Below are 25,160 nucleotides of genomic sequence, written 5' to 3'. Positions count from 1 at the left end.
CCCGCGTAAACACCTGCCTCAGGCCATCATGCCGTCCACCTCGGCATCCAGGTCCGCGGCAGACAGCGCACGGTCGGCGAGCCAGTCGAGGTTGAGCTTGAAGTGGCCAACCAGCTGCGGGGCGAGCGCGTCGAGGCAATCGGCAGCCGGCAGGCCCATGTCCATCGCGTCGGCCAGCAGCACCGCCAGGTGCAGCACGGCGCCCATCGGCTGGAACGGCCGGGCCTCCAGGGGCCGCGCCGCTGTGGAAAAGGCCTGCAGCAGGGCATCCGGAAACTTCCAGCGCCGCGCCAGTTCGGCCGTCACGTCGGCGTGGCTGCAGCCGAAACGGGCCTGCTCCAACAGGAAACGGTCTCCAGGGCGCGCGACGCTCGACTCGATGAGGGCCACGCCCTCGCGCTCGACCTGCATCATCAGCAGCTGACCGGTCTGGAGCATGAGGCCGCCCAGGTAGGCCACTTCGGGATCAACCAGGGCGGGCCGCGCCAGCAAGCCGGCGTAGTGCGCGCACGCCAGGCCGCGGCGCCAGAAGCGGCGGCGGTCCAGGCCTGGGACGGCGGGAAAGCTGCGTGCCACGCTGCTGGCCATTGCCAGGTTGCGGAGGGTGACCAGGCCCATGGTCGCTGTTGCCTCGCGCAGGCTGCTGATGCTGCGCAGAGGGCTGTAACGGGCGGTGTTGGCCACGCGCAGCACGGTGGCACTCAGCGCGGGATCCTTGCCGATCACGTTGGCGAGGTCGTTGAGCGACAGGTTGTCGTCGTTCAGGCTGCGCATCAATTCCAGGGCGACCCCGGGCATGTTGGGCAAGACCAGGGAGAACGGGAAAAAGGCGCTGACCGGATTCATGGAGTGGGCGTGATGACGGTGTCGCCACTCTAGGGGTGTTGACGGGCTGCCAACCGTGCAGAAAGCACGGGTGCGGCATGTTGTTCTGGCTTTGTGCCGCCGCCGGCCGAGCGCAGATGTGCCCTTGCCACGTCAGTGTGCCGGGCCCACGTCCGCCTGTTGCACACTGCCGCCATGAGCAGGGTGACGGTGGGTATGCATTGGGGCTTGGGCCTGGGGGCGGCCGCCTTCTGGCAGGACGGTCGGTTGGCGTTTGCCTCGGCCGAGGAGCGCTTGAGCCGGTGCAAGGGCGACCGTCGTTGTCCGGTGACGGCGCTGGACGCGGGGCTGGCGTGGCTGGATCTGTCTGCTGCGGCGGTGGACAGTTGGGTGGTGGCCGGGCCGGCCTGGCTCGAGCGCGATCCCGTCTGGCAGGCTTGGCTGGCTCGTCGCGGCATTCTCCCGGGCCGCGTGCGGCATGTGTCCCTGCAGGACGCGCAGTGGGCCCAGGCGCTGGGCCTGTCTCCGCATGACGAGGCCGCCGTGTGGTGCAGCGAGCCGCACGCCCGGGCTGGCGGTGGCGAGCGGGGACGTTGGGGGCGACAGCGCCTGGGGCGTGGGAGTGTGCAGGCCGCGGCAGATTGGCATGAAGCCGAGCCGGGCGCGGTGGGGTTGGGCGCGGTCTACGGCGCTGTCACCCGCTGGCTGGGCCTGCGGCCGGAGGGGGATGAGTGGCGCGTGATGGGCGCGGCGGCGTGGGGCGATCCGGCCCGGCACGCGCCGTCCTGGGCCGAGGCGTTGACTTGGGACCCCTCTGGGGGACTGCACGTGAACCCTGGTTTCTGGCGGCTCGCCGAGGACGGTGGGCTGGCGCTGCAGACCGAGGCAGGGCTTCGCTGGTTCGGGCCCCCTCGGCAGCAGACCGAGCCCTGGTCCGCGCGTCACTTCGATCTGGCTGCTTCGGTGCAGGCGCTGGCCGAGCAGCACCTGCTGAAGGGACTGCATGTGCTGTACCGCCGCACGGGGCTGCCTGCCGTGTGCCTGAGCGGCAGCGTCATGCTGAACTCGCTGGCCAATGGCCGAGCGGCCTGCGAAGGGCCGTTCGAATCCCTTTATGTGCCCTTCGCACCCGATGCCAGCGGGGCCGCCATCGGCGCGGCTTTGCTGGGCGCACGGGCCATTTCCGGGGCAGACAGGCTGGAGGGGCGCGGGGCGCATGGCGCGTCGTCCTGCCTGGGGCGAGGTTTCGGCTCTGACGACGCGGTGACTGCGGCAGAGGCGGCAGGGCTGACGTGGCGTCGGCTTGGAGAAAGCGAGCTTCTGGCCGAGGCGGTGCAGCGCCTGCAGCAAGGTGAGGTGATCGGCTGGTTTCAGGGACGGGCGGAATTCGGCCCGCGGGCATTGGGTGCCCGCTCCATCGTGGCGGACCCCCGTGTGCCGGAGATGCAGGATCGCATCAACCGCCTCGTCAAGTTCCGCGAGCCGTTCCGGCCCTTTGCACCGGCGGTGCTGGCCGAAGCGCAGCCTGAGTGGTTCCTGGGTGATCGCCAGCCTGTTTCCCCTTACATGGACAAGGTCCTGCCTTTCCGGCCCGAGCGTCGCGCCCAGGTGCCTGCCGTGGTGCACCGGGATGGCACGGGCCGGCTGCAGACGGTCACCCACGACATGGCTCCACGGCGTTGGCGGGCGCTGATCGAGGCGTTCGGGACCCGTACCGGGGTGCCCATGCTGCTCGACACGTCTTTCAATGTGGACGGTGAGCCGGTGGTCGACAGCCCTGCGGACGCGGTGCGCACCATGCAGCATGCCGGGCTGGACGCGCTCTTCATCGAGGGCATTCTGGTGACGCGCCGCATGGAGCAAGCAGGTCGCTAACATGCTCCCTGGTTTCCTCCGCTGATCACCTGCATGTCTTCTTTCACTTCTGCCCTGCGGCGCGCGGTCCACCTCGGGGTATGCGCCGGCCTGCTGTCCGGGCTGATGCCCGGTGGGGCTGCGGCCCAGTCGCCCGCGGCACGCATCATCGTCAAGCTGCGTACCGGCACGGAGCTGGCCACCGTGAGCGCCCGGCAGGCCGCCCAAGGCGTGCCCTCTGCAGAGTTGCGGCCCATGCATCGCCTGGGGCAGTCGAGTGGGATCCCGCTCACCGACGGTCGACAGCTGGCGCCTGGCCTGCACGTCGCCACGGCATCGGGGATCAGTGCATCGGCGCTGGCGGCCCGGCTGAGCGCGCGCAGTGACGTCGAGTACGCGGTGGTGGATGGCTGGCGGCGTCCGACCAGCGTGAGCGAGCCCACGGACCCGTATTTCGGGTCCCCGGCCAGCCTGCCGGCAGGGCAGTGGTACCTGCGCGCGCCGACCGGGGTGTTCCGCTCGGCCATCAACGCCACCTCGGCCTGGTCCCAGCTTCAGTCCAGCCTGGGCGCGGTCGGCAGCGCCGACGTGGTCGTGGCGGTGCTGGACACGGGGGTGCGCTTCGACCACCCTGATCTGGCGAACAAGCTGATTTCACCAGGCTACAGCATGGTGGCCGAGGGCACGCGGGCGGGCTATCCGGGCGGGGGGCGCACGGCCAGCGCTTCGGACCTGGGCGACTGGCTGACGCAGGCCGAGATCACGGCCAATCCGACGCTGTACAAGGACTGCGAGGTGCAGTCGACCAGCTCATGGCATGGCACCAAGGTGGCCGGCATTCTGGGCGCCCAGAGCGACAACGGCGTCGGCATGGCCTCGGTGGCGTGGGCGCCGCGCCTGCTGCCCGTGCGGGTGCTGGCCAAGTGCGGCGGCTATGACTCGGACATCATCGCCGGCATGCGGTGGGCAGCCGGGCTGTCGGTGCCCGGCGTCACGCCCTTGAGCAGCACGCAGACCGCGCGGGTCATCAACCTGAGTCTGGGCGGCGAGGGCAGCTGTTCGTCGGCATATCGCGATGTGATCTCGCAGCTGGCCGCGCGCAATGTGGTGGTGGTGTCATCCTCGGGCAACGGGTACGGCGAGGCAGTGAGCGCGCCGGGCAATTGCCCGGGAGTGATCACGGTGGCCGGCCTGCGTCACGCGGGCACCAAGGTCGATTACTCTGCGCTGGGCCCCGAGGTGACCGTGAGCGCTCCCAGTGGCAACTGCCTGAGCGGCATCGGTGCCTGCGCTTATCCCATCCTGACCACGGTCAACACGGGCGCGACCACCCCCGTGGCCGGCTCGGCGGGCGCCGACTACAGCAGCGGCGAGCGGCCGACGTATGGCACCAGTTTTGCCGCGCCCCAGGTCAGCGGTGCGCTGGCCTTGATGCTCAGCCAGCGGCCCGGGCTCACGCCGGCGGCCATGGCGCAACTGCTGCGCAACACGGCGCGCCCTTTTCCCGCACCGTCGGGCGGGGATGGCGTTCCGCAGTGCACCGCGCCGGCCTCCGGGGTACGTCAGGACGAGTGCCACTGCACCGACGCCACCTGTGGCGCGGGCATGCTGGATGTGGGGCAGGCCGTGGCGGCCGTGGACGGTGCGGTGGCGGTCGTCTCGACGGGCAACAGCGTGCTGGCCCCGGGGAGAACGATCACGCTGAGTGGTGCCGGGTCGCTCCCCAGCGTGCCGGCTGCCGGTGTCACCCGCTACGAGTGGACGCTGCTGGAAGGCGGCGGCATCGTGACGGCCCTGGCAGGAGACGCAAACGCCGTGTCCATGACCGCCGTGCCGTCAGCGGCTGGGAGCTTCAAGGTCCGGCTCGCGGTGACCGATGACCGGGGGGCCACCTCGGTGTCCGATTACCGCGTGCACATCGCCTCCCTGGACGCGTCCACCGCCGGCCCGCCGTCGTCTGGCGGCGGCGGCGGCGGAGGCGGCGGCGCCATCGACCCGAGCTGGCTGGCGGCGTGGGCCTTGCTGCTTGGCGCGGGACTGTGCCGCCCCTGGCTCAGGGAATCAGCACGTAGTCGGTGAAGGCGACGCGCTGCACGCGGGCGCTGATGTGCTGGCGTGCCAGATGGTCGTTGACGCTGCGTCGGATCTCGCGGGACAGCTGACGCATGCCATCTGGTCCCAGCACGTCCTGACTGTCCATTTCGGCGCCCAGTTGCGTCACCATGGACTGGAAGGCAGGCGTGAGGGGGGCGAGCACCTGCTGGGCGGTCTTGTCGTTCACCTGCAGGCTGATTTCCACGCGCACGAAGCTGCCGTCGGCCAGCTGTGGCGTCATCCGGCCCAGGTCGACCCATGCCGGACGTGGGCGGCCGGGGTCTTCCGTGGGCTGGTTGGCGTAGAACCAGACACCGATCCCCAGTCCCAGGGTGACCAGGCCGATGACGATCCCGACCAGCCAGTCCTGTCGTTCGCGGCGGCGCGCGGTGGCAGGGGTGGGGCGGGTGTTCGACATGCGGCAGCTCCTGTTGAGTAAAGCGCATTAGCTTAGGCTGCACCGGGTGGGGCATGACGGGGTAAGCTGCGCGCTTTTGCGACATCTTCACGCTCGGCCGCATTGCCTGCAGTGCCGGTCGAGACCACCCGCTGCGCCGGTACGGTCAGCACGCAGACTCCGGGTGGATCACCCAAGCAGAACAGCATGACACCCGAGACGACCCGTGGGCCGTTGCCCGCTCGACCCGCACAGCAGCAGACCGGACGAGCCCGCTGGCCATGGTTGGTGGCCGCCGCCTGTGTGGCGGGCGCCGCCGGCTGGTGGTGGACACATCGCGCTGAAGCGCCGACCGCCGATGGGCCCCGGACCGAAGCCTCGGCCGGTGCACCCAGGGCGGGGGCTGGCGATCGCCGGCGCGGTGCCCGTGGCGGCGATCAGGCCGTGCCCGTGCGGGTGGCCGAGGTCCGCCGTCAGGACATGGACGTGGTGCTGGATGCGCTGGGCACCGTGACCCCGGTGGCGTCGGCCACGGTCCGTGTGCGGGTGGATGGCCTGCTGCAGGCGGTGCTGTTCCAGGAAGGCCAGGTGGTGCGCGCGGGCCAGGTGCTGGCGCGCATCGACCCGGCGCCCTTCGAGGTGGCGCTGGCCCAGGCCCAGGGGCAACTGCAGCGTGATCGCGCCTTGCTCGACAACGCACGGCTGGAGGCCCGGCGCCTGACCGATCTGGTGCGCCAGGACGCGGCCTCGGCCCAGCAACTGGCGGCGCAGCAGGCCCAGGTGGCGCAGTACGAAGGCACCCTCAAGGTCGATCAGGCCGCCGTCGACGATGCCCGGCTCAAGCTGGGCTACACGCAGGTGACGGCGCCCCTGAGCGGCCGCATCGGCCTGCGCCAGGTGGACCCGGGCAACATGGTGCGCAGCACCGACACGGCGGGGCTGGCTGTCATCAACCAGGTGCAGCCGATTGCCGTGGTGTTCGCCGTGCCGCAGGACCAACTGGCCGCGCTCAAGGGGCGCAGCGAGGGGCTCGCCGTGCAGGCGTTCGACCGCAATGGCGGCACGGTGCTCGGCCGCGGCACGTTGATGGCCGTGGACAACCAGGTGGACGCCGCCACGGGCACCGTCAAGCTCAAGGCCCGCTTTGCCAATGAGGACAGCCGCCTGTTTCCCAACCAGTTCGTCAATGTGCGCCTGCGCCTGGACCGACTGAAGGCCATCCCCACGGTCCCGGAGGCCGCGGTCCTGCGTGGCGCCCAGGGTGCCTATGTCTACGTGATCGACCAGGGCAAGGCCCGCATGCAGACCGTGAAGACCGGCCCGCGCGAGGCCGGTCGGGTGGCCATCCAGGACGGGCTGACGGGTGGAGAGCAGGTGGTGATCGACGGCAGCGAGCGGCTGGAAGATGGCAGCCGTGTCGAGGTGGTGCCCGAGGCCGCGGGGCGCGCGGCGTCCGGTGCGTCTGGGGCGTCTAGCGCAGAAGGCGGCCGACGGGCGCGTGCCGACCGCGGCGCGGCGGGCGGTGGCCGGCCTGCCCACTGAGGGGCGCCTGCGGGATCCGACATGAACCCATCACGCCTGTTCATCCACCGCCCGGTGGCCACGACGCTGTTGATGCTGGCGGTGCTGCTGGTGGGCCTGCTGGGCTGGAGGCAGCTGCCGGTGTCGGCGCTGCCTCAGGTGGACTACCCCACCATCCAGGTCGTCACGCTTTACCCGGGCGCCAGCCCGGATGTGATGGCGTCGGCCGTGACGGCGCCGCTCGAGCGGCAGCTGGGCCAGATGCCCGGGCTCGCCCGCATGGCGAGCACCAGCTCGGGCGGGGCCTCGGTCATCACCTTGCGCTTCAACCTGGGCCTGCCGCTCGATGTGGCCGAGCAATCGGTGCAGGCGGCGCTCAATGGGGCCGCCACGCTGCTGCCGACCGACCTGCCCATGCCGCCGGTCTACAACAAGGTCAATCCGGCGGATGCGCCCGTGATGACCCTGGGTGTCACGTCCGCTTCGTTGCCGCTCACGCGGGTGCAGGACCTGGTCGACACCCGCATCGCGCAGAAGCTGTCGCAGTTGCCGGGCGTCGGCCTGGTGGCCCTGACGGGCGGGCAGCGCCCCGCGGTGCGCATCCAGGCCAACCCGTCCGCGCTGGCGGCGCTGGGCCTCACGCTCGAAGACGTGCGCACCGCGATCGGCAACGCCAACGTCAACCAGGCCAAGGGCAGCTTCGATGGCCCTTCGCAAGCCGCCACGATCGATGCCAACGACCAGCTGCGCTCGGCGGCCGAATACCGTGACCTCGTGATCGCCTGGAAGAACGGCGCGCCCATCCGCCTGCGGGACGTGGCGCAGACGGTGGATGCGGCCGAGAACACCCGGCTGGCCGCCTGGGCGAACGACAAGGCGGCCGTGGTGCTCAGCATCCGGCGTCAGCCCGGCGCCAACGTGATCGAGACGGTGGACCGCATCCACGCCCTCATGCCCGAGCTGCGTGCGGCGTTGCCCTCCACGATCGAGCTCACCGAGCTGAGCGACCGCACCGTGACCATCCGCGCGTCGGTGGCTGCCACCCAGTTCGAGCTGGCGCTGGCCGTCGTGCTGGTGGTGCTGGTCATCCTGCTGTTCCTGCGCAATGGCCGCGCCACGCTGATTCCCGCGGTGGCCGTGCCGCTGTCGCTGATCGGCACGCTGGCCGTGATGGCCTTGCTGGGCTATTCGATCAACAACCTGACGCTGATGGCGCTGACGGTGGCGGCCGGCTTCGTGGTGGACGACGCCATCGTGGTGGTCGAGAACATCGCCCGCTACGTGGAGGAGGGCGAATCGCTGATGGCCGCCGCGTTGAAGGGCAGCCAGCAGATCGCGTTCACCATCATCTCGCTGACCTTCTCGCTGATCGCCGTGCTGATCCCCCTGCTGTTCATGGGCGATGTGGTGGGGCGGCTGTTCCGCGAGTTCGCGGTGACCCTGGCCGTGGCCATCCTGATCTCGGGTGTGGTGTCGCTGACGTTGACGCCAATGATGAGCGCGCGGCTCTTGCAGCCCCCGCATGCGCACCGCGAGAACGCGTTCTTTCAGGTGTGCGGGCGTGTGCTCGATGGCCTGGTGGCCCGTTATGACCGTGCCCTGAAGGTGGTGCTGGCCCACCAGGCGACGACGCTGTGGGTGGCGCTGGGCACCGTGGCCTTGACCGTGGGGCTGTATCTGCTGGTGCCCAAGGGCTTCTTCCCGGCGCAGGACACGGGTGCCATCCAGGGCATCACGCTGGCCAGCCAGTCGACCTCGTTCGCTGCGATGGCCGAGCGTCATCAGGCCCTGGCCCGGGTGCTGCTGGCCGACCCGGCGGTCCAGAGCCTGAGTGCCCACATCGGTGTGGACGGCCAGAACCCCACGTTGAACAGCGGCCGGTTGCAGATCAGCCTGGTTCCCCATGCGCAGCGCGGCGAGTCGGCGCATGCGGTGATGCAGCGCCTGGCAGAGCGGGCCCGTGCGGTGCCGGGCGTGACCTTGTACCTGCAGCCCGTGCAGGAGCTGGGCATCGAAGACACCGTGAGCCGCGGGCAGTTCCGGCTGGTGGTGCAGAGCGCCCGGCCGGACGACCTCTCACGCTGGGTGCCGGCGCTGGTCGAGCGCTTGCGCACCTTGCCCGAACTGAGGGACGTCAGCAGCGACCTGCAGGAAGAGGGCCTGCAGGCCTTTGTCGAAATCGACCGCGAGGCCGCAGGCCGCCTGGGTGTGACCGTGGCCGCCATCGACAACGTGCTCTACAACGCGTTCGGGCAACGCATGGTCTCCACCATCTTCACGCAGGCGGCGCAGTACCGCGTGGTGCTGGAAGCGGCACCGGCCTTTCAGGTTGGCCCCAAGGCGCTGGAGGACCTGTACGTGCCGGCCAGTGCCCAGGGCGGTGCGCCGGTGCGCTTGTCCAGCGTGGCCCGTGTGGTGGAGCGTCCGGCGACGCTGTCCATCCAGCACGTCGGCCCGTTTCCGGCGGCCACGCTGTCGTTCAACCTGGCCCCGGGTGTGGCGCTGGGCGAGGCCGTGGCGGCCGTCGAAGCCGCCCAGGCCGAGCTGGCGCTGCCGCCCTCGGTGCAGACGCGCTTCGATGGCGCCGCGCTCGCTTTCCGTGATTCGCTGTCCAGCACGCTGTGGCTGGTGCTGGCTGCGGTGGTCACGATGTACATCGTGCTGGGCGTGCTGTACGAGAGCTTCATCCACCCCGTCACCATCCTCTCGACGCTGCCTTCGGCTGCGGTGGGGGCCTTGCTGGCGCTGCTGGTGGGCGGGCAGGACCTCAGCCTCATCGCCGTGATTGGCATCGTGCTGCTGATCGGCATCGTCAAGAAGAACGCGATCATGATGATCGACTTCGCGCTGGATGCCGAGCGCACGCGGGGGCTGGCGCCACGGGATGCCATCTACGAAGCCTGCCTGCTGCGCTTCCGGCCCATCCTGATGACGACGATGGCGGCCTTGCTGGGCGCCTTGCCGATGATGCTGGGCACCGGCGTGGGCGCGGAATTGCGTCAGCCCTTGGGCCTGACGCTGGTGGGCGGGCTCATCGTCAGCCAGGTGTTGACGCTGTTCACCACGCCCGTGATCTACCTGGGCTTCGTGCGCTTGCAGACGGCGTGGGCCGACTGGCGCGCCGGGCGGAGCGCTGCCGCATGAAAGCGCTGCCTGCGGCCTCGATGGGCTCGCTGTCGGCCTTGTTCATCGGCCGGCCCGTGGCCACGGTGCTGCTGACATTGGCGATAGCCCTGGCCGGTTTGCTGGGCTGGCGTGCGCTGCCCGTGGCGGCACTGCCGCAGGTCGATTCGCCCACCATCGTCGTCACGGCCAACCTGCCGGGCGCCAACCCCGAGACCATGGCCAGCAGCGTGGCCACGCCGCTGGAGCGCAGCCTGGGCCGCATTGCTGGCCTGACCGAGATGACCTCGTCGTCGAACATGGGCAGCACCCGCATCACGCTGCAGTTCGACCTGAGCCGCGACATCGACAGCGCGGCGCGCGAGGTGCAAGCCGCCATCAACGCCTCGCGCAGCCTGCTGCCCACCGGCATGCCGGGCAACCCGACCTATCGCAAGGTCAATCCGGGCGATTCGCCCATCATGATCGTGGCGATGACCTCGCCGCGCCACAGCCGCGCGCAGATGTTCGATGCCGCCTCGACCATCCTGGCGCAGCGCCTGTCGCAGGTGAAGGGTGTGGGCCAGGTCGACGTGGGCGGGGCCTCGCTGCCGGCCGTGCGCGTGACGGTGAATCCCCAGGTGCTGGCGGCCATGGAGCTGGGGGTGGAGGATGTGCGCACCGCGCTGAACGCCGCCAATGCACGCCGGCCGCAGGGCTTGGTGGAAGACGGCCCCCGCAGCTGGCAACTGGGCGCCTCGGACCAGGCGCCGGACGCGGCCACGCTGGCGCCCACGGTCGTGCGCTGGCGCGAGGGGGCCGCGGTGCGCCTGCGCGACGTGGCCGAGGTGCGCGACAGCGTACAGGACGTGCGCAGCGCGGGCTATGCCAATGGTGAGCCCGCCGTGGTGCTGACGATCCGCCGCCAGCCGGGCGCCAACGTGATCAAGACCGTGGACGAGATCCGGCGCCTGCTGCCGATGATGGAGGCGTCCGTGCCCCCGGACATGCACCTGCAGGTGGTCATGGACGCGACGCGCTCCATCCGCGCCAGCCTGGCTGAGGTGCAGCGCTCGCTCGCGATTTCGGTGGGGTTGGTGATCATGGTGGTGCTGCTGTTCTTGCGGCACCGCGCCGCCACGCTGGTGCCGGCGGTCGCCGTGCCCGTGTCGCTGCTGGGCGCACTGGCCGTGATGCCCCTGGCCGGCCTGAGCCTCAACAACCTGTCGCTGATGGCGCTGACGGTGGCCACGGGCTTCGTGGTCGACGACGCCGTGGTGGTGCTGGAGAACATCGCGCGCCATGTGGAGCGCGGGCTGCAGCCCATGCAGGCGGCCCTGTTGGGTGCCCGCGAGGTGGGCTTCACGGTGGTGTCCATGAGCCTGTCGCTGCTCGCTGTGTTCATCCCCATCCTGTTCATGGGGGGGCTGGTGGGGCGGCTGTTCCAGGAGTTCGCCATGACCCTGGGCGTGGCGGTGGCCGTGTCACTGGTCGTGTCGCTCACGACCACGCCGATGATGGCCGCACGCCTGTTGAAGGCCCGGCCGGCAAGCCCCGACGGCGAGCCCGCCAAGGCCCATGCCGGCGCATGGCAGCGGGGCTACGCGGCTTCGCTGAGCTGGGTGTTGCGCCACCCGGCGCTGGTGGGCCTGCTGCTGGTGGCCACCATCGGCCTCACCGTGTGGCTCTACATCACCATCCCGAAAGGCTTTCTGCCGCGTCAGGACAACGGGCGACTGATGGGCGGGCTCGTGGCCGACCAGACCGTGTCCTTCGATGCCCTGCAGGCCAAGCTGCAGCAGGCCATGCGCATCGTGCAGGCCGATCCGGCCGTGGCGCACGTGGTGGGCTTCACCAGCAGCGGGCAGCGCAACAGCGCCAACGTGTTCATCGACCTGTTGCCGCTCAAAGAGCGTGATGCCGACGCCGAGGCCATCATCAGCCGCCTGCGCAAGCAGCTGAGCAAGGTGCCCGGGGCGCGCCTGTACCTGTGGGCGCCCCAGGACGTGCGGGTGGGCGGGCGCAGCGCGAACGCGTCCTACCAGTACACCTTGCAGTCGACCGACCTGGCCGTGCTGCGGCAGTGGGAGCCGCTGGTGCGCAAGACGCTGTCGCAGCTGCCTGAACTGGTGGATGTGAACACCGATGTGGCCGACGGCAGCCCGCAGGTCACGCTGGTGGTGGACCGCGAGGCGGCCGCCCGCCTGGGCGTGAACTTCCGCCACCTGGACAACACGCTCTACAGCCTGTACGGGCAGCGGCAGGTGGCCACCATCTACCAGCCGCTCAACCAGTACAAAGTGGTGCTGGAAGCGCCTGCCTCGTTCACGGAAGGCCCGGCTTCGCTGGCGCAGGTCTACCTGTCGTCGGCCAGCGGTGCACAGGTGCCCTTGTCGGCGCTGGCACGCTGGGTGCCCACCACGGCGGCCATGTCGGTCAATCGGCAGGGCAGTTTTGCGGCGAGCACCATCGCGTTCAACCTGCCCGAGGGCGTGGCCCTGTCGACCGCGCAGCAGGCCGCCCAGGCCGCACTGTCCCGGCTCAACCTGCCGCCCGAGCTTCACGGCAGCTTCCAGGGTACGGCGCGCGCGCAGCAGGTCGCCACCGAGAACCAACCGCTGCTCATCCTGGCCGCCATCATCGCCATCTACATCGTGCTGGGCGTGCTGTACGAAAGCCTGGTTCACCCGCTGACCATCCTGTCGACGCTGCCCTCGGCCAGCGTGGGGGCTTTGCTGGCGCTGATGCTGACGGAGACCGAGTTCAGCCTGGTGGCCTTCATCGGCGTGGTGCTGCTGGTGGGCATCGTGATGAAGAACGCCATCATGATGATCGACGTGGCGCTGGACGCCCAGCGCACGCGGGCGCTGGATGCCCGGGCCGCCATTCACCAGGCGGCGGTGCGGCGGCTGCGGCCCATCCTGATGACCAGTGCAGCGGCCATGCTGGGCGCGCTGCCGCTGGTGCTGGGCGGTGGCGAAGGCGCTGAACTGCGCCGACCGCTGGGCATTGCCATCGTGGGCGGCCTGCTGTTGAGCCAGTTGCTGACCCTGTACACCACGCCGGTGGTGTACCTGGGTCTGGAGCGCCTGCGGCTGCGGCTCAGTCGATGAGCCAGGCCGGCGTGTCGTCCGACTGGCTCATGAGTTCGATCTGCTGGCGCAGGGCGTCGGCCTGCTGCTGCCAGTAGACGCCCGAGTCGAACCATGGAAAGGCCGCGGGGAAGGCCGGATCGTGCCAGCGGCGGGCGATCCAGGCGCTGTGATGGATGAGGCGCAGCGTGCGCAGGGGCTCGATGAGCTTGAGTTCGCGCCAGTCGAATTCGCACACGCTCTCGTATCCGTCGAGCAGGACGTCCAGCTGGCGGGTGCGCTCGGCCCGTTCGCCGCTGAGCAGCATCCACAGATCCTGCACGGCCGGACCCATGCAGGCGTCGTCCAGGTCCACGAAGTGCGGGCCGTCCGGCGTCCACAGGATGTTGCCGGGATGGCAGTCGCCGTGCAGGCGGCGCAGACGCAGGCCGTCCACCCGGGCAAAGGCCTCGTCGGCCAGGTCCAGCGCCTGGTCCGCGACACCCAGCCACATGGCCCGTTGATCCGGCGGCAGCAGGGGGCTGTCGGCGAGGCTGTCGCGGGCCGAGCGGCCGGTCTCGGCCACGCCCATGGTCAGGCGGTGGGCGAAGGGGCGGCGCGCGCCCACGGTGTGCAGGCGCCCCAGAAAACGGCCCAGCCAGCGCAGGACTTCGGGGTCTTCCAGTTCAGGCGAGCGGCCACCGCGGCGGGGCGTGAGGGCCAGCCGATGCAGACCGAGCACGCCCAGGGAGGGCAGGGTGCCCAGCAGGCGCACTGTGCCCTCAGGGGCCTGAGCCAGCGTGGCGGGCACACGCTCGGGCACCAGGGCAAGCGGCAGTGGCGGCACGGCTGGTACCTCGGCCTCCATCAACTCGAGCGCGAAGTCGTGTTCTTCGAGGATCTGGTCGTCGGTCCAGCGGCTGGCCCGGTAGAACTTGGCCACCGCCATGCCGCCGTCGTCCAGCCCGATCTGAAAGACGCGGTTCTCGTATGAGTTCAGCTGCAGCAGCCGGCCGTCCACGCGGTGGCCAAAGGCCTCGATGGCATCCAGTACCAGATCGGGCGTCAGGTCGGCGTAAGGGGTCTGGCTGTCTGCGAGTGGGCTCGAAAGCGGGGCGTCGTCGTGGTCGGGCATGGCCTGATTAGGCCACACGCCTTTCAGCGTGCCACGGGCGTCGTGGCGCAGCCCCACTGCACGAGCTGATCGTTGAGCAGGTGGATGACCAGCCCCGCGAGGGCGAGTTGCACCGCCAGGGGCGCCGCGGCCGCCGCGATGTCGGCACCGTTGTCGGCCGGGATCAGCGTCAACGCGATCACCGCACCGGCAAACGGCAGGCAGCCGGCCAGGCTGCCGGCAGCCAGCGCGCGCCAACTCAGGTGCCGCCGCCGCCCGAAGGCGCGCAACATGCCCAGTCGCCAGGCGGCATGGAAGAAGTTGACAACCAGCACGATGGACAGGACCAGCACGCCGATGAGGGGAGCAAGCGCATTCATGGTTCCCGGAGAATAGCCGGGGGCCATAAAAGATCAAGGGTTTTCCCTTGGTGTGAGGGGTGCCTTCCCGTGCGGAATCCACAAGGCGGGAGCCCGGATGCCGGCTCCCCCGCGCCTTCGGGGGCTCAGTCGAGCTGGGCGGCCGCCGCCAGTGCCCTCAGGATGCCGGCATTCACGTCTCCGAAGTCCATCAGCATGCCTTCGGCCGCGTCCCGGATGTCGAAAAGCGTGCTGCCTTCGATGGCCTTGACCAGCTTGAAGTACGGCTCGTAAGGGCCGGTGCCTTCGGCCAGTGCCTGGTAGACCCGCTCCGGCACCGGAATGGTCTTGAGCAACTGGGGGAAGGGCTGCATGAACATGCGATCGAGCAGCGAGAACACCCCACAGATGAAAAGCTCGCCACGGGTCTCGTCGTCGGCATGGGCGGCGCGGGCCAGCTCTTCCATCAACAGGCCCCGTCGCACGGCCGCGAACATGACGGGCCGCATGTTGGGGTCCTTGCTGGCGGTGGCCAGCAAGAGCGCCAGCCAGCGCTTGAGCCGCTGGTAGCCCAGGATCATGATGGCGTGACGGAACGAGCTGATCTCCACCGACAGCCCGAAGGCCGGCGAGTTGATGTAGCGCATCAGCTTGTAGGCCAGCGGCGGGTCGCGTTTGAGCGTGTTTTCCAGGTCTTCGATGTCGGCCTGGCGGTGCACCTGGTCGATCAACTGCACGATGACCTGCAGCGCCGGCTGGTCGGCCGGCTTGCCGCTGTCGTGGATGGCGTCGTCGATCGGCCATCCCAGGACGGCCATGGCACCCCGGCGGAAACTGGTTTCCATGTCGGCCACGGTTTCCACGCCGGCCTGCACGTGCACGATGTGGCGTGCCACGCCGTCCGGATTGAAGCCGACCCCCCCGGTGGTCTGGTCCACCCGGCGGTCTTCCGAGAAATCGATGATGGCGTGCTTGAAGCAGGGCAGCACTTCACGCGGGAGTTCTGTCAGCGGGCGCCCCTTGAGCAGCAGCGTGCTGCCATGGCTGTGCAGCGCGCAGATGGCCTCCGCGTTGGCCGGGTCCGTCGCCATGAAGGCGGGAATCTCGACGAGCCACTGCGGAGCCGGCTTGCTGAGGATCAGGTCGTGTAGCAGCGTTTCGCTGACCACATTGAGCCAGACGGCCGGCCCGCCTGCCGGCCAGACGGTTTCCAGGGCCTCGATGAGCGCGGCCGGTGAGAGTCTGGTGTCTGGCGTCAGCGGGAAGACCGACAGACGCGTGGCGATCACGTTGCGCTGGCGGTCGATCACCGGACTGTAGGCGAGGGCGATCTGCGAAAGAATGGGGTGGTCCATGAGGGCGCGATGCGGGGGAAATCAGCCGATGTACTGGAAGAGCGACATTTTCTGGACCGCAGCATAACTGCGCAGAGCCGCGTCGTAACCCGCCTGCTGCCCCTGGAAGCGAGAAATCGCCTCGATCATGTCCAGGTCTTCCGCGTTGGACTTCTCGTTCTGGGCTGCCAGCTTGAGTGACCCAATGCGGCTTTCGATGCCGTCCATGCGGTTCAGGGCTTCACCCACCTCGGCACGGGCCGCCTGCATGTTGCCCATCACCTTGTCCAGGTCCTTCAGGCCGTTGTTCACGGTGGCCCGGAGGTCGGTGCTGGTGGCGTTGCTCTGCTGCAGGCCGGCAATGGCGGAAGTCAGGGCGTCGAACACGTTGACGCCGACCAGGTTGCCCTGCTCGTCCCGTCCTTGCATCCAGGTGCGCTGGCCGTCCACCGTGAGACTGACCTGTTCGCTGGAGCTCGCCTGGATGCGACCCCGCTGGCCGTTGTATTGCACGGTGCCCGGCGCGGTGTTCGACACTTCGGTGAACGGGGTGTCTGACAGGCCCTGGCCGCCGAAGACATAGCCGCCGCTGCCGTCCGGCCGATTGGCGATCGACAGCAACTGCTTGCGGATCTCGACCAGCTTCTTGGCCAGCGCATCCCGCTCGCCGTCGGAGTAGGAGCCGTTGCCGGCGGCCACCATGGTTTCGCGGGCGCTCTGCAGCAACTCCACCGCATCGCCCAGAGCCGATTCCGCGATACCCATGGCGTTGCGGCTGGCGTCCAGGGCGCGCTTGTCGGAATCGTTGCGGGCGATGGAGGCCAGAGCGCGCTCCGCCCGGGCGGCGGCCGTGGGGTCGTCGCTGGCCAGGTTGACGCGCTTGCCGGAGGTCAGCTGGCCCTGCGTGCGGCTCAGGTCCTGCTGGCGGTTCTGCAGATTGTTGATCGACTGCTCGTAGGCATAGGCGGTGGACAGGCGCATGATGAACTTCCTTGCGTATCACTGTGACACGTTGAGCAGCGTGTCGAAAACCTTCTGGGCCACCTGCAAGACCTTGGCCGCGGCCTGGTAGCTCTGCTGGAACTGGATCAGGCGTGCGGCTTCTTCGTCCAGGTTCACGCCCCGGGTGGCTTCCAGCGTCTGGGTCGCCTGGGTGTCCAGCGCGCTGCTGATGCTCGAGGCGGTGCGTCCGCTCTGGACCAGCACCCCCAGGTTGCCGATCATCTGCGAATACGCGTTGGTCACGGTGGTGACCGACCCGTTGGAGCTCAACGAGATCAGGTTGCGGTCGCGCAGCTCCAGCATCCCGCGTGCATTGCCGTTGTTCCCCGAAGGGTCCACCGGCGGCTCGATCGTGATGCTGTCACCGGCTTCGGGCACGCCGGTGATGCGTTGTGTGAACAGGGCCGCACCGCCCGCGTCGTTGAAGACGAGGTTCTGACCGGGCAGCCAGTTGGCCGCAATCAGGTTGCCACTGCCGTCGACCACGTTGAAGCCGCTGCCGGTGGCTGGCGTCTGGAACGTCAGCGTCAAAGGCGTGGCGGGAAGGGCGCGACCCGACGGGGCGTTCATGGTCAGCGAATCGACCGACATCGTTCCGCGGTTGGTGTCCGCGGTGTAGGCCACCAACGGCGATGCCGCGGCGATGTCCTGCGGATTCTGCAGGTTCACGCGTACCGTGATGGCCTTGTCCATGCCTGTGAACAGCGCATTGCCTTGCAGCACGTTGCCCGCCGCATCCTTCTTCGCCAGAATGCCCAGCTGCTGCTGCGTGTTGATGGCAGCCGCGAAGCTCGAGGCGAAGTCGTTGAGGTCCTTGCGTGTGGAAGCCAGATCCTTGTTCTGGAAGTCCAGCAGCCCGCGCAGTCCGCCGCCGACCAGCTGGCTGTCGTCCAGTTGGCGCAGGCTGTTGGCCGTCACGATGCCGACCGCGCCGACCGTGATCCCGTCTGCGTTGGTGCCCTGCATCAGGGCCAGTTCCTGTGCCTGGTTGCTCAACACCAGCAGTTGCCCGCCGCCCATGAACACGCTCAGGCTGCCATCGTCGGCTTCCACGGTGTTGACCTGAACCAGCTTGTTGAGCCGGGTGATGACCTCGTCACGGCGGTCCATCAGGTCGTTGGGGGGCTGGCCGGTTCCCTTGGCGCTGGCGATGTCCTGATTGAGCCGCGCGATCTGCTTGGCGTAGTCGTTGATCTGCTTGATGTCGGTGCCCAGGTCGGAGATGACGCCGGCCTGGAGCTGTTCAATCTGCTGCGCGGACGAGCGGATGCGGCTGGCCCACTCTTCGGCACGCGACAGCACGACCTGGCGCGCCGACATGTCCTGCGGCTGGTTGGCCACATCGACGAAGGCATTGAGCAATTGCGTGGCGGCGTAGCCCAGGCCGGTCTCTCCGGTGGGCAGCACGGTTTCCAGCTGCTCCAGCTTGTCCAGACGCGTCTTGTCGGCCGAGGCGGCGGCCGAGGCCTCGTTGGCCGACTTGATCAGGAACTCGTTGGTCGAGCGGGTGATGGTGGTGACCTTGACGCCCCGGCCGAAAAAGCCGGCCCCGGTGTACATGCCGCCTTCCGTCGACAGTTCGACCTTCTGCCGTGAGTAGCCGGGTGTGTTGACGTTGCTGATGTTGTGCGCGGTCGTGTCCAGCATCGCCTGGTTGGCGAACATCGCACGGGTGCTGAGCGCGAAGATGCCTGATCCCATGGTGCGAACTCCTCAGTGGGTCAGGCCACGGTGCGCTGCAGACGCAGGGTGGTGTTGATCACGCGGGTCAGCTTGTCGGCGTAGGCCGGATCGGTGGCGTAGCCGGCCTTCTGTAGGCCGCGCGCGTAACCCTGTGCCGTGTCGGCCTGGGCCACCGTCTGACTGTAGCGCGGGCTCTGGCTCAACAGCCGGGCGTGGTCCTTGAAGGCCTCCTCGTATGAGTCATACGCACGGAACTTGGCCGTCACCTTGCGTGCGACACCGCCGATGTACTCGGTCGTGGTCACCTCGGCCACCTTGCCCTTCCACCCGGAGGTGGCCTTGATGCCGAACAGGTTGTGAGAGGGCTGGCCGTCCGCCGTCTTGATTTCGCGCTTCCCCCAGCCGGATTCGAGCGCTGCCTGGCCCAGGATGTTGCTGGCCGGGATGCCCGTGGCCTCTTCCGCCGCGCGGGCTGCAGCCTGGTGCTTGCGCACGAACTGCTCCGATGCGCTGAGTGCACGGCCATTGGCTGCCACCGGGCGGCCTTCGGCATCCACGCGGCTGCGGTCGGTGTTGAGCCGGGCGTCGAGGGCCTGGTTCGGTGTGACGCTGCCGAGCATGCGTGCAGTCGGGTTGGCTGCAGCAGCCGGTTGGTCCGAGCGGATGCCCATCTGGCGCTCCAGCTGGCGCGCGATCATGTCGCTCAGCCCGCCGGGCAGCCCGGTCATCTGGGTGGCGAACTGCTGGTCGAGCATGCTGGCGCCCATCTCCGTCCCGCTGTTGTCCAGCATGCCGGAGCTCATCGTGGTGGCCCGCATGCTCTTCATCAGCTCCTGCATGAACAGGCCTTCGAGCTGCTTGGCCGTATCTCGAACGGCCCGACGAGGGTCCTGGCCCGCTGTGGCCTTCAGCTGGTCCAGCGAGCGCAGATCGGTGGTCAGGCCACCAGGGCGGGGTGTGAGGGCCATCAGATCACCTCCAGTTCAGCCTGCAGCGCGCCGGCCGCCTTCATCGCCTGAAGAATCGCCAGCAGGTCCTGCGGATTGGCACCCAGGGTGTTGAGCGCCTTGACCACCTCCGTCAGCTTGGTGCCGGCGGGCATCTGGATCAGGGCACCCGGCGCCTGGTTGATCGAGATGTCGGCTTTCTCGCTGACGACGGTCTGGCCTTGCGACAGTGGATTGGGCTGGCTGATCACCGGCGTCGAGCTGATCGTGACGGAGAGGTTGCCGTGCGCCACCGCGCAGGGGCCGATGGTGACGTTCTGATTCAGGACGACGGAGCCGGTCCGCGCATTGATCACGATGCGGGCGGCGGGAGTGGCCTGCGTGATGGTGAGGTTCTCCAGATCGGCCATGAAGGCGACCCGCTCGCCGGGTGCCTGCGGCAGCTTGACGGCCACCGTGCGGCCGTTGATGGCCTCGGCCGTGCCGTCGCCCTTGGCCTGGTTGATCGCCTTGGCCACTTCACGCGCGGTGTTGAAGTCGTCCGCGCGCAGGTCGTACTGGATCAGGCTGCCCTGAAGCCAAGGGGTGGGGACCGCCCGTTCGACCGTGGCACCGTCTGGGATGCGGCCGGCGCTGAGGTGGTTGATCTGCACCTTGGAGCCGCCTTGTGAGGCGCCCGCGCCGCCCACGATCAGGTTGCCTTGCGCCAGGGCGTAAATTTGCCCGTCTGCCCCCTTCAACGGCGTGGCGATCAGGGTGCCGCCGCGCAGGGACTTGGCATTGCCGATCGAGGAGACGTTGACATCCAGCGGTTGCCCGGGCTGAGCAAAGGCGGGCAGGGAGGCCGTCACCAGCACGGCAGCCACGTTCTTGAGCTGCATGGCCGCACCCGGCGGCACCGTGATGCCCATCTGCTGCAGCATCGCGTTCATGCTCTGGCCGGTGAAGGGCGTCTGAGCTGTCTGGTCACCCGTGCCGTCGAGGCCGACGACCAGTCCGTACCCCATCAGCTGGTTGCTGCGAACCCCTTGCACGGCCGCGATCTCCTTGAGGCGGACCGATGCGGCGTGCGCGGGCAGGGCACTGGCCAGCAGGGCGGCCAGGCAGGCCGGTGCGATCAGGAGCTTGATCAGGCGGGAGGTGGTACGCATGGAGCCGAATCCTTCTGGGGGTCGGCTCCATTTTCGGAAGCTTTAGAACGGCGAAATGCTCAAAAAGACGCGCGACAGCCAGCCTATTCCCTGGGCTTCCTGCTGGGAGCCCTGTCCCCGCTGCTCGACGCGGACATTGGCCACCTTCTGCGAACTGACGCTGTTGTCCCGCTGGATGGCCATGGGGTCGATCTGGCCCGAGAAACGCAGCACGTCGACGTTGGCGCCGATGCCGATCTGCTTCTCGGCCGAGACGACGAGGTGTCCGTTGGGCAGCACCTCCACCACGGTGGCCGTGATCGTGCCCTCGAACTGGTTGTCGGCCTTCGCCGAGCCCTTGCCATTGAAGGTGTTGTTGCTGTTGCCGGCGGCTTCGAGCTTGGCCAGCGCGGACGCCCCGATCAATGGCACGGCCGTGATGCCACTCGAGACCTTGCCGTCCTTCTGGATGGTCGTGGTCTTTTCCTGGTTGGCCTTGAGCTGCTCGTTGATCACGATGGTGATGATGTCGCCCACCATGCGTGCGCGGTGCGTTTCGTACAGCGGCCGGTAGCCTGCGCTCTGGAAGATCGAGCCCGTGTTGGCCACCGGCTGGGCCACCGGGGCGGGGCGAACCTGCGTGGGCTCGACCACCTCGACCTTGGGGTTGAGGGTCACGCAGCCCGAGAGGGCCAGCGCGCACAGGGCGGCGATAAGGCGCAGTTTCATCACAGCTGTCCCAGCTTCTGCAGCATCTGATCCGAGGTCTGGATGGCCTTGGAGTTCAGTTCATAGGCGCGCTGGGTCTGGATCATCTGCACCAGCTCCTGCACGACGTTGACGTTGGAGGTCTCGACAAAGCCTTGAGATAGCGAGCCCAGGCTGCCGGACTGCGGGTTGCCCGACTGTGGGGGGCCGGAGGCGACCGATTCCACGTAGGTGTTCTGGCCGATGGGATCGAGCCCTGGCGCGTTGACGAAGTTCGAGATCTGGAAGCGGCCAATGACCGCAGGCTCTGTTTCACCTGCCAGCTTTGCCGAGATGATGCCGTCGGCCGAGATGGTGATGTTGGTGGCTTCGGCCGGCACCGTGGCGCCGTTCGTGTTCACCAGATAGCCGTTGTTGGTGACGATGCGGCCCTGATTGTCCAGCTGGAAGGCGCCGTCGCGGGTGTAGCCGATGCGGCCATCCGGCAGTGTGACCTCGAAGAAGCCCTTGCCGTTGATGGCCACGTCCAGGTTGCCGCTGGTCTGCTGCAGGCTGCCCTGCGTGAACTGGCGCGAGGTGGCCACCGGCCTGACGCCCAGCCCGACCTGCAGCCCGGTGGGCAGGGTGCTCTGCTCGGAGCTGTTGGCGCCGCTTTGCCGCAGCGTCTGGTACATCAGGTCTTCGAACACGGCATGCGACTGCTTGTAGCCGTTCGTGCCGCTGTTGGCCAGGTTGTTCGAGATGTGGTCCAGCTGGGTCTGCTGGGCTTCCATGCCGGATTTCGAGATCCACAGGGAACGCATCATGGCCGGTCTCCTTCAGGGTTCAGGTCGAAGCTCAGGAGCTCGACAACAGTTGCGAGGCCGCCTTCTCGTCCTGCTCGGCGGTCTGCATCATCTTCATCTGGGCTTCGAACTGGCGAGCGGCTGCGATCATCGACACCATGGTCTCGATCGGGCTGACGTTCGAGCCTTCCAGCGCGCCGCTCTGCAGCCGCGCCACATCACTCAGGGGCAGGGGGTCCCCGTTGGCCGTGCGGAACAGCCCATCGTCGCCACGCTTGAGCTTTTCTTCCGGGATGACCATCTTGATCCGGCCAGCCTGGTTGATCTGTCCATTGGCCTGCTTGGCACTGACCGTGCCATCGGGCGCGATCGTCACCTCGGTCTCCGGCGGCACCGTGATCGGCCCGCCATCCCCCATCACCGGCAAGCCGCCCGGCGTGACCAGGGTGCCGTCGGGCAGCACCTCCATCGTGCCGGCTCGGGTGTAGGCCTCGGTGCCATCCAGCGCCTGCACGGTCATCCAGGCCTTGCCCTGCATGGCCACATCGAGCGGGCGGCCCGTCACCGTGACCGGACCGGCTGCGTCATCGTAGCCAACGGTGGTTTCCAGCGAGTAAACGCGGGTGGTGGCGCCGTCGCCGCGCACCGGCACGGCACGGATGGCCTGCAACTCGGCCCGAAAGCCGGTCGTGCTCACGTTCGCCAGGTTGTTCGACAGCACGTCCTGGCGCTGCATGTTCATCTTGGCGCCGGCCATGCTGAGGTAGATCATGCGGTCCATCAGCAGCTCCTTGCGGTCAGATCAGAGACGGGCCGGTTCATCAGCGGATGTTGACCAGCGTCTGCAGCACCTGGTCTTCCGTCTTGATGGTCTGCGCATTGGCCTGATAGGTGCGTTGCGCCACGATCATGTTGACGAGTTCACCGGTCAGGTCGACGTTGGACTCCTCCAGTGCCCCGCCTTGAAGCAGGCCCAGGCGGCCCGCACCGGGCGTGCCGTACTGTGCGGGGCCGGACGATGCGGTCTGCCCCCACTCGTTGCCCCCCTTTGGCTCCAGGCCCTGCGGGTTATTGAATCGTGCCAGCCCGATCTGGGCCTCTGTCACCGTCTGGCCGTTGGTGTAGCGCACCAGGATGGCACCGGTCGAGTCGATGTTGAAGCTCGAGAAATCCCCACGGGGGTAGCCGTCCTGCTGCAGCTCGTTGACGACCGACTTGCCGGCGTACTGGGTGGCCTTGCTGAAGTCGATCGTGGCGTTGACGTCGGACAGCGTGGAGATCCCGACATCCGCACCCGAGAACGGCGGCAACTGCACCAGGCTCATCTGCGCCTTGGTCGTCAGCGAGTTTCCGTTGTAGTCGACGATCTGGCTGGGCTTGCTGGTGGCCGGGTCGAACTGGATCTGGAAGGCCGGAGTGGTGGAGCCGGTAGGCAGGTACTTGCCATTCACGGCTGCGTACACATCCCAGCTGTCGTCACCGCTCTTGCGGTAGTAGTAGTCCACCGCCACACCCTGGCCCGAGCCGTCATACAGCGTCTGCGTGGTGCTGAAGGTGTAGGAGCCGGTCAGCGGGGGGTAGACGGAGGTGTCGTAGGCATCGTCCGCCATCTCCGATGCATTCAGGTTGATGTCCATCGTGATGCGGCCAGTGGCCTTGGCGCTGCCGCCGGTCAGGGCCAGCTTGATGGGCTGGTCGCCCTCGTCCAGCAGCTTGTGCCCCTGGTTGTTCACGATGAAGCCGTTGTTGTCGACCTTGAACTGGCCATTGCGGGAGAAAAGCCGCTCGCCCGCCACATACAGCGATCCGTTGCTCCCCATGTCCCAACGCTGGACCTTGAAGAAGCCGTCGCCGTTGATGGCGATGTCCAGCGGGTTCTCGGTGGTGGTGATGTTGCCCTGCGTGAACTGCTGGGCCACCGAGGCGATCGTGGCACCGATGCCGATGTTGTTGCTGCCACCGCCGTTGAGTGAGGCCGCGTACATGTCGGCAAACTCGGCGCGGGCGGTCTTGGCGCCGTAGGTGTTGGCGTTGGCCACGTTGTTGCCGATGACCTGCAGACTCTTGCTGGACACATTGAGTCCGGAAAGTCCTTGCTGGAAGCCCATGTCTGTTCCTTTCGGGGGTGACGGCCGCGCCGTTTACGAGATGGCCTTGACAGCGCTGTAGGCGACGCTGCCCTTGTTCTGCAGCTCGAGCTTGAGCGTGCCGTTCTGTGTGCTGACCGCATTGACGTAATCCAGCATCATGGCCGTCGAGCCCACTGCGGTGTTGCCCGATGTGGCCGTGACCTTGAAAGTCATGCCGCTGGTGTTGGTGCCTTCCGGCGCGGTCCAGGTGAAGCCCTGACGGCCTGCCGGCATGCCGGACTGCGTCACGGTGTCGACCACCTTGCCGGCCTTGTCGAGGATGTCGATGCGGACATTGGCGGCGGCCGAGGTCAGCTCGTAGCCGCCCACCGTGACGCCGTTGTTGCCTGTCGCCAGGCTGTTGCCTTCCAGCCAGACGTTGTGGCCGACCAGACCGGCGCCCTGCAGCATCTGCATCTGCGTGAGGTTGGCGCCCAGACTGGTCATCGTGGTGTTCAGCTTCTCCACGCCCGTCACCGTCTGGATCTGGGCCATCTGGCTCGTCACCTGGGCGTTGTCCATGGGGTTGAGCGGATCCTGGTTCTGCATCTGCGTGACCAGCAGCTTCAGGAAGCGGTCCGACGCCTCGCTCGCGGTGGGCGTCTTGTTGGAGCTGCTGGATGTGGTTGCAGCGCTCGCGCCGTTGACAGGGGTGGTGGTGCTCATGGTGTGCTTTCTTCAGCCTCAGCTGCCTTGACCCATCTGCAGGGTCTTCATCAGCAGGGACTTCGTGGTGGTCATCACCTCCACGTTGTTCTGGTACGAGCGGGAGGCCGAGATCATGTTGACCATCTCTTCCACCGCGTTGACGTTGCTGTAAGTGACGTAGCCATCGGCATCTGCCTGGGGGTGGCGTGGGTCATGTACGCGTCGTCCGGGGCTGGCGTCTTCGGTGACGTTGGACACCGTCACGCCGGCCGCCCCCACGCTGCCCATCGGCGCCGTGCTGAAGATCACATGACGCGCCTTGTAGGACTGGCCATCCGGGCCGGCCACCGTATCGGCGTTGGCCAGGTTGGACGCCACGACGTTGAGCCGCTGCGCCTGGGCGCTGACGGCGCTGCCTGATACGTTGAAGATGTTGAACATCGACATGGGGCACTCC

At 68.1% G+C, this 25,160-nt stretch carries 20 protein-coding genes; 5 read left to right on the top strand and 15 right to left on the bottom strand.

What is annotated here, in order from left to right; genetic code table 11:
• Positions 1-18: 18 nt before the first annotated feature.
• Entirely contained in the window at positions 19-846 is an 828-nt protein-coding gene (locus QZ709_RS18600) for an HDOD domain-containing protein (RefSeq protein ID WP_294638988.1), read from the bottom strand.
• A gap of 174 nt (positions 847-1,020) precedes the next feature.
• Between QZ709_RS18600 and QZ709_RS18595 the strand changes: the two genes are divergently transcribed.
• Entirely contained in the window at positions 1,021-2,700 is a 1,680-nt protein-coding gene (locus QZ709_RS18595) for a carbamoyltransferase C-terminal domain-containing protein (protein ID WP_294638986.1), read from the top strand.
• Positions 2,701-2,733: 33 nt separating this feature from the next.
• A complete protein-coding gene (locus QZ709_RS18590) occupies positions 2,734-4,758 on the top strand; it encodes a S8 family peptidase (RefSeq protein WP_294638984.1) in 2,025 nt (674 codons plus the stop codon).
• Here QZ709_RS18590 and QZ709_RS18585 read toward each other — a convergent pair.
• The gene (locus QZ709_RS18585) at positions 4,733-5,191 is read right to left on the bottom strand and encodes a flagellar basal body-associated protein FliL (RefSeq protein ID WP_294638982.1); all 459 of its coding nucleotides are present in this window, start codon (positions 5,189-5,191) and stop codon (positions 4,733-4,735) included. The genes QZ709_RS18590 and QZ709_RS18585 overlap by 26 nt on opposite strands.
• A gap of 186 nt (positions 5,192-5,377) precedes the next feature.
• Between QZ709_RS18585 and QZ709_RS18580 the strand changes: the two genes are divergently transcribed.
• The 3 genes from QZ709_RS18580 to QZ709_RS18570 are packed head-to-tail and all read left to right on the top strand — an operon-like array spanning position 5,378 to position 12,906.
• On the top strand, positions 5,378-6,712 hold the full coding sequence (locus QZ709_RS18580; protein ID WP_294638980.1) for an efflux RND transporter periplasmic adaptor subunit: 1,335 nt from the start codon (positions 5,378-5,380) through the stop codon (positions 6,710-6,712).
• A 21-nt stretch (positions 6,713-6,733) separates the two neighbouring features.
• Positions 6,734-9,835, top strand: a complete 3,102-nt coding sequence (locus QZ709_RS18575; RefSeq protein ID WP_294638978.1) for an MdtB/MuxB family multidrug efflux RND transporter permease subunit — start codon at positions 6,734-6,736, stop codon at positions 9,833-9,835.
• Positions 9,832-12,906, top strand: coding sequence for an efflux RND transporter permease subunit (locus QZ709_RS18570; protein ID WP_294638976.1), 3,075 nt, complete (start codon positions 9,832-9,834; stop codon positions 12,904-12,906). The genes QZ709_RS18575 and QZ709_RS18570 overlap by 4 nt, the downstream gene beginning before the upstream one ends.
• Here QZ709_RS18570 and QZ709_RS18565 read toward each other — a convergent pair.
• From QZ709_RS18565 to flgC, 13 genes are all read right to left on the bottom strand, one after another.
• Positions 12,896-13,999, bottom strand: coding sequence for a serine/threonine protein kinase (locus tag QZ709_RS18565; RefSeq protein ID WP_294638974.1), 1,104 nt, complete (start codon positions 13,997-13,999; stop codon positions 12,896-12,898). The two genes, QZ709_RS18570 and QZ709_RS18565, sit on opposite strands and share 11 nt — an antisense overlap.
• Before the next feature lie 23 nt (positions 14,000-14,022).
• On the bottom strand, positions 14,023-14,358 hold the full coding sequence (locus tag QZ709_RS18560; protein WP_294638972.1) for a hypothetical protein: 336 nt from the start codon (positions 14,356-14,358) through the stop codon (positions 14,023-14,025).
• Positions 14,359-14,483: 125 nt separating this feature from the next.
• On the bottom strand, positions 14,484-15,692 hold the full coding sequence (locus tag QZ709_RS18555) for an EAL and HDOD domain-containing protein (RefSeq protein ID WP_294638971.1): 1,209 nt from the start codon (positions 15,690-15,692) through the stop codon (positions 14,484-14,486).
• Between the two features lie 21 nt (positions 15,693-15,713).
• Positions 15,714-16,652: a flagellar hook-associated protein FlgL gene (flgL, locus tag QZ709_RS18550; RefSeq protein WP_294638970.1), complete on the bottom strand. Its 939-nt coding sequence runs from the start codon at positions 16,650-16,652 to the stop codon at positions 15,714-15,716.
• 18 nt (positions 16,653-16,670) lie between these two features.
• Positions 16,671-18,374: a flagellar hook-associated protein FlgK gene (flgK, locus tag QZ709_RS18545; protein WP_294638969.1), complete on the bottom strand. Its 1,704-nt coding sequence runs from the start codon at positions 18,372-18,374 to the stop codon at positions 16,671-16,673.
• Between the two features lie 20 nt (positions 18,375-18,394).
• A complete protein-coding gene (gene flgJ, locus QZ709_RS18540) occupies positions 18,395-19,324 on the bottom strand; it encodes a flagellar assembly peptidoglycan hydrolase FlgJ (RefSeq protein WP_294638968.1) in 930 nt (309 codons plus the stop codon).
• The gene (locus tag QZ709_RS18535) at positions 19,324-20,454 is read right to left on the bottom strand and encodes a flagellar basal body P-ring protein FlgI (protein WP_294638967.1); all 1,131 of its coding nucleotides are present in this window, start codon (positions 20,452-20,454) and stop codon (positions 19,324-19,326) included. Before QZ709_RS18535 ends, flgJ begins: the two co-directional genes overlap by 1 nt.
• A 42-nt stretch (positions 20,455-20,496) precedes the next feature.
• Positions 20,497-21,162, bottom strand: a complete 666-nt coding sequence (locus QZ709_RS18530) for a flagellar basal body L-ring protein FlgH (protein WP_294638966.1) — start codon at positions 21,160-21,162, stop codon at positions 20,497-20,499.
• Positions 21,162-21,947: a flagellar basal-body rod protein FlgG gene (gene flgG / locus QZ709_RS18525; protein WP_294638965.1), complete on the bottom strand. Its 786-nt coding sequence runs from the start codon at positions 21,945-21,947 to the stop codon at positions 21,162-21,164. Before flgG ends, QZ709_RS18530 begins: the two co-directional genes overlap by 1 nt.
• 31 nt (positions 21,948-21,978) lie before the next feature.
• Positions 21,979-22,707: a flagellar basal-body rod protein FlgF gene (flgF, locus tag QZ709_RS18520; RefSeq protein WP_294638964.1), complete on the bottom strand. Its 729-nt coding sequence runs from the start codon at positions 22,705-22,707 to the stop codon at positions 21,979-21,981.
• 40 nt (positions 22,708-22,747) lie between these two features.
• Positions 22,748-24,034, bottom strand: coding sequence for a flagellar hook protein FlgE (flgE, locus tag QZ709_RS18515; protein ID WP_294638963.1), 1,287 nt, complete (start codon positions 24,032-24,034; stop codon positions 22,748-22,750).
• Between the two features lie 33 nt (positions 24,035-24,067).
• Positions 24,068-24,721, bottom strand: a complete 654-nt coding sequence (locus QZ709_RS18510) for a flagellar hook capping FlgD N-terminal domain-containing protein (protein ID WP_294638962.1) — start codon at positions 24,719-24,721, stop codon at positions 24,068-24,070.
• Between the two features lie 18 nt (positions 24,722-24,739).
• Positions 24,740-25,150: a flagellar basal body rod protein FlgC gene (gene flgC / locus QZ709_RS18505; protein WP_294638960.1), complete on the bottom strand. Its 411-nt coding sequence runs from the start codon at positions 25,148-25,150 to the stop codon at positions 24,740-24,742.
• Between the last annotated feature and the right edge of the window lie 10 nt (positions 25,151-25,160).

The organism is uncultured Aquabacterium sp. (assembly GCF_913773725.1).
GTDB lineage: Bacteria > Pseudomonadota > Gammaproteobacteria > Burkholderiales > Burkholderiaceae_C > Aquabacterium.
This window is presented reverse-complemented; position numbering and strand designations above follow the sequence as displayed.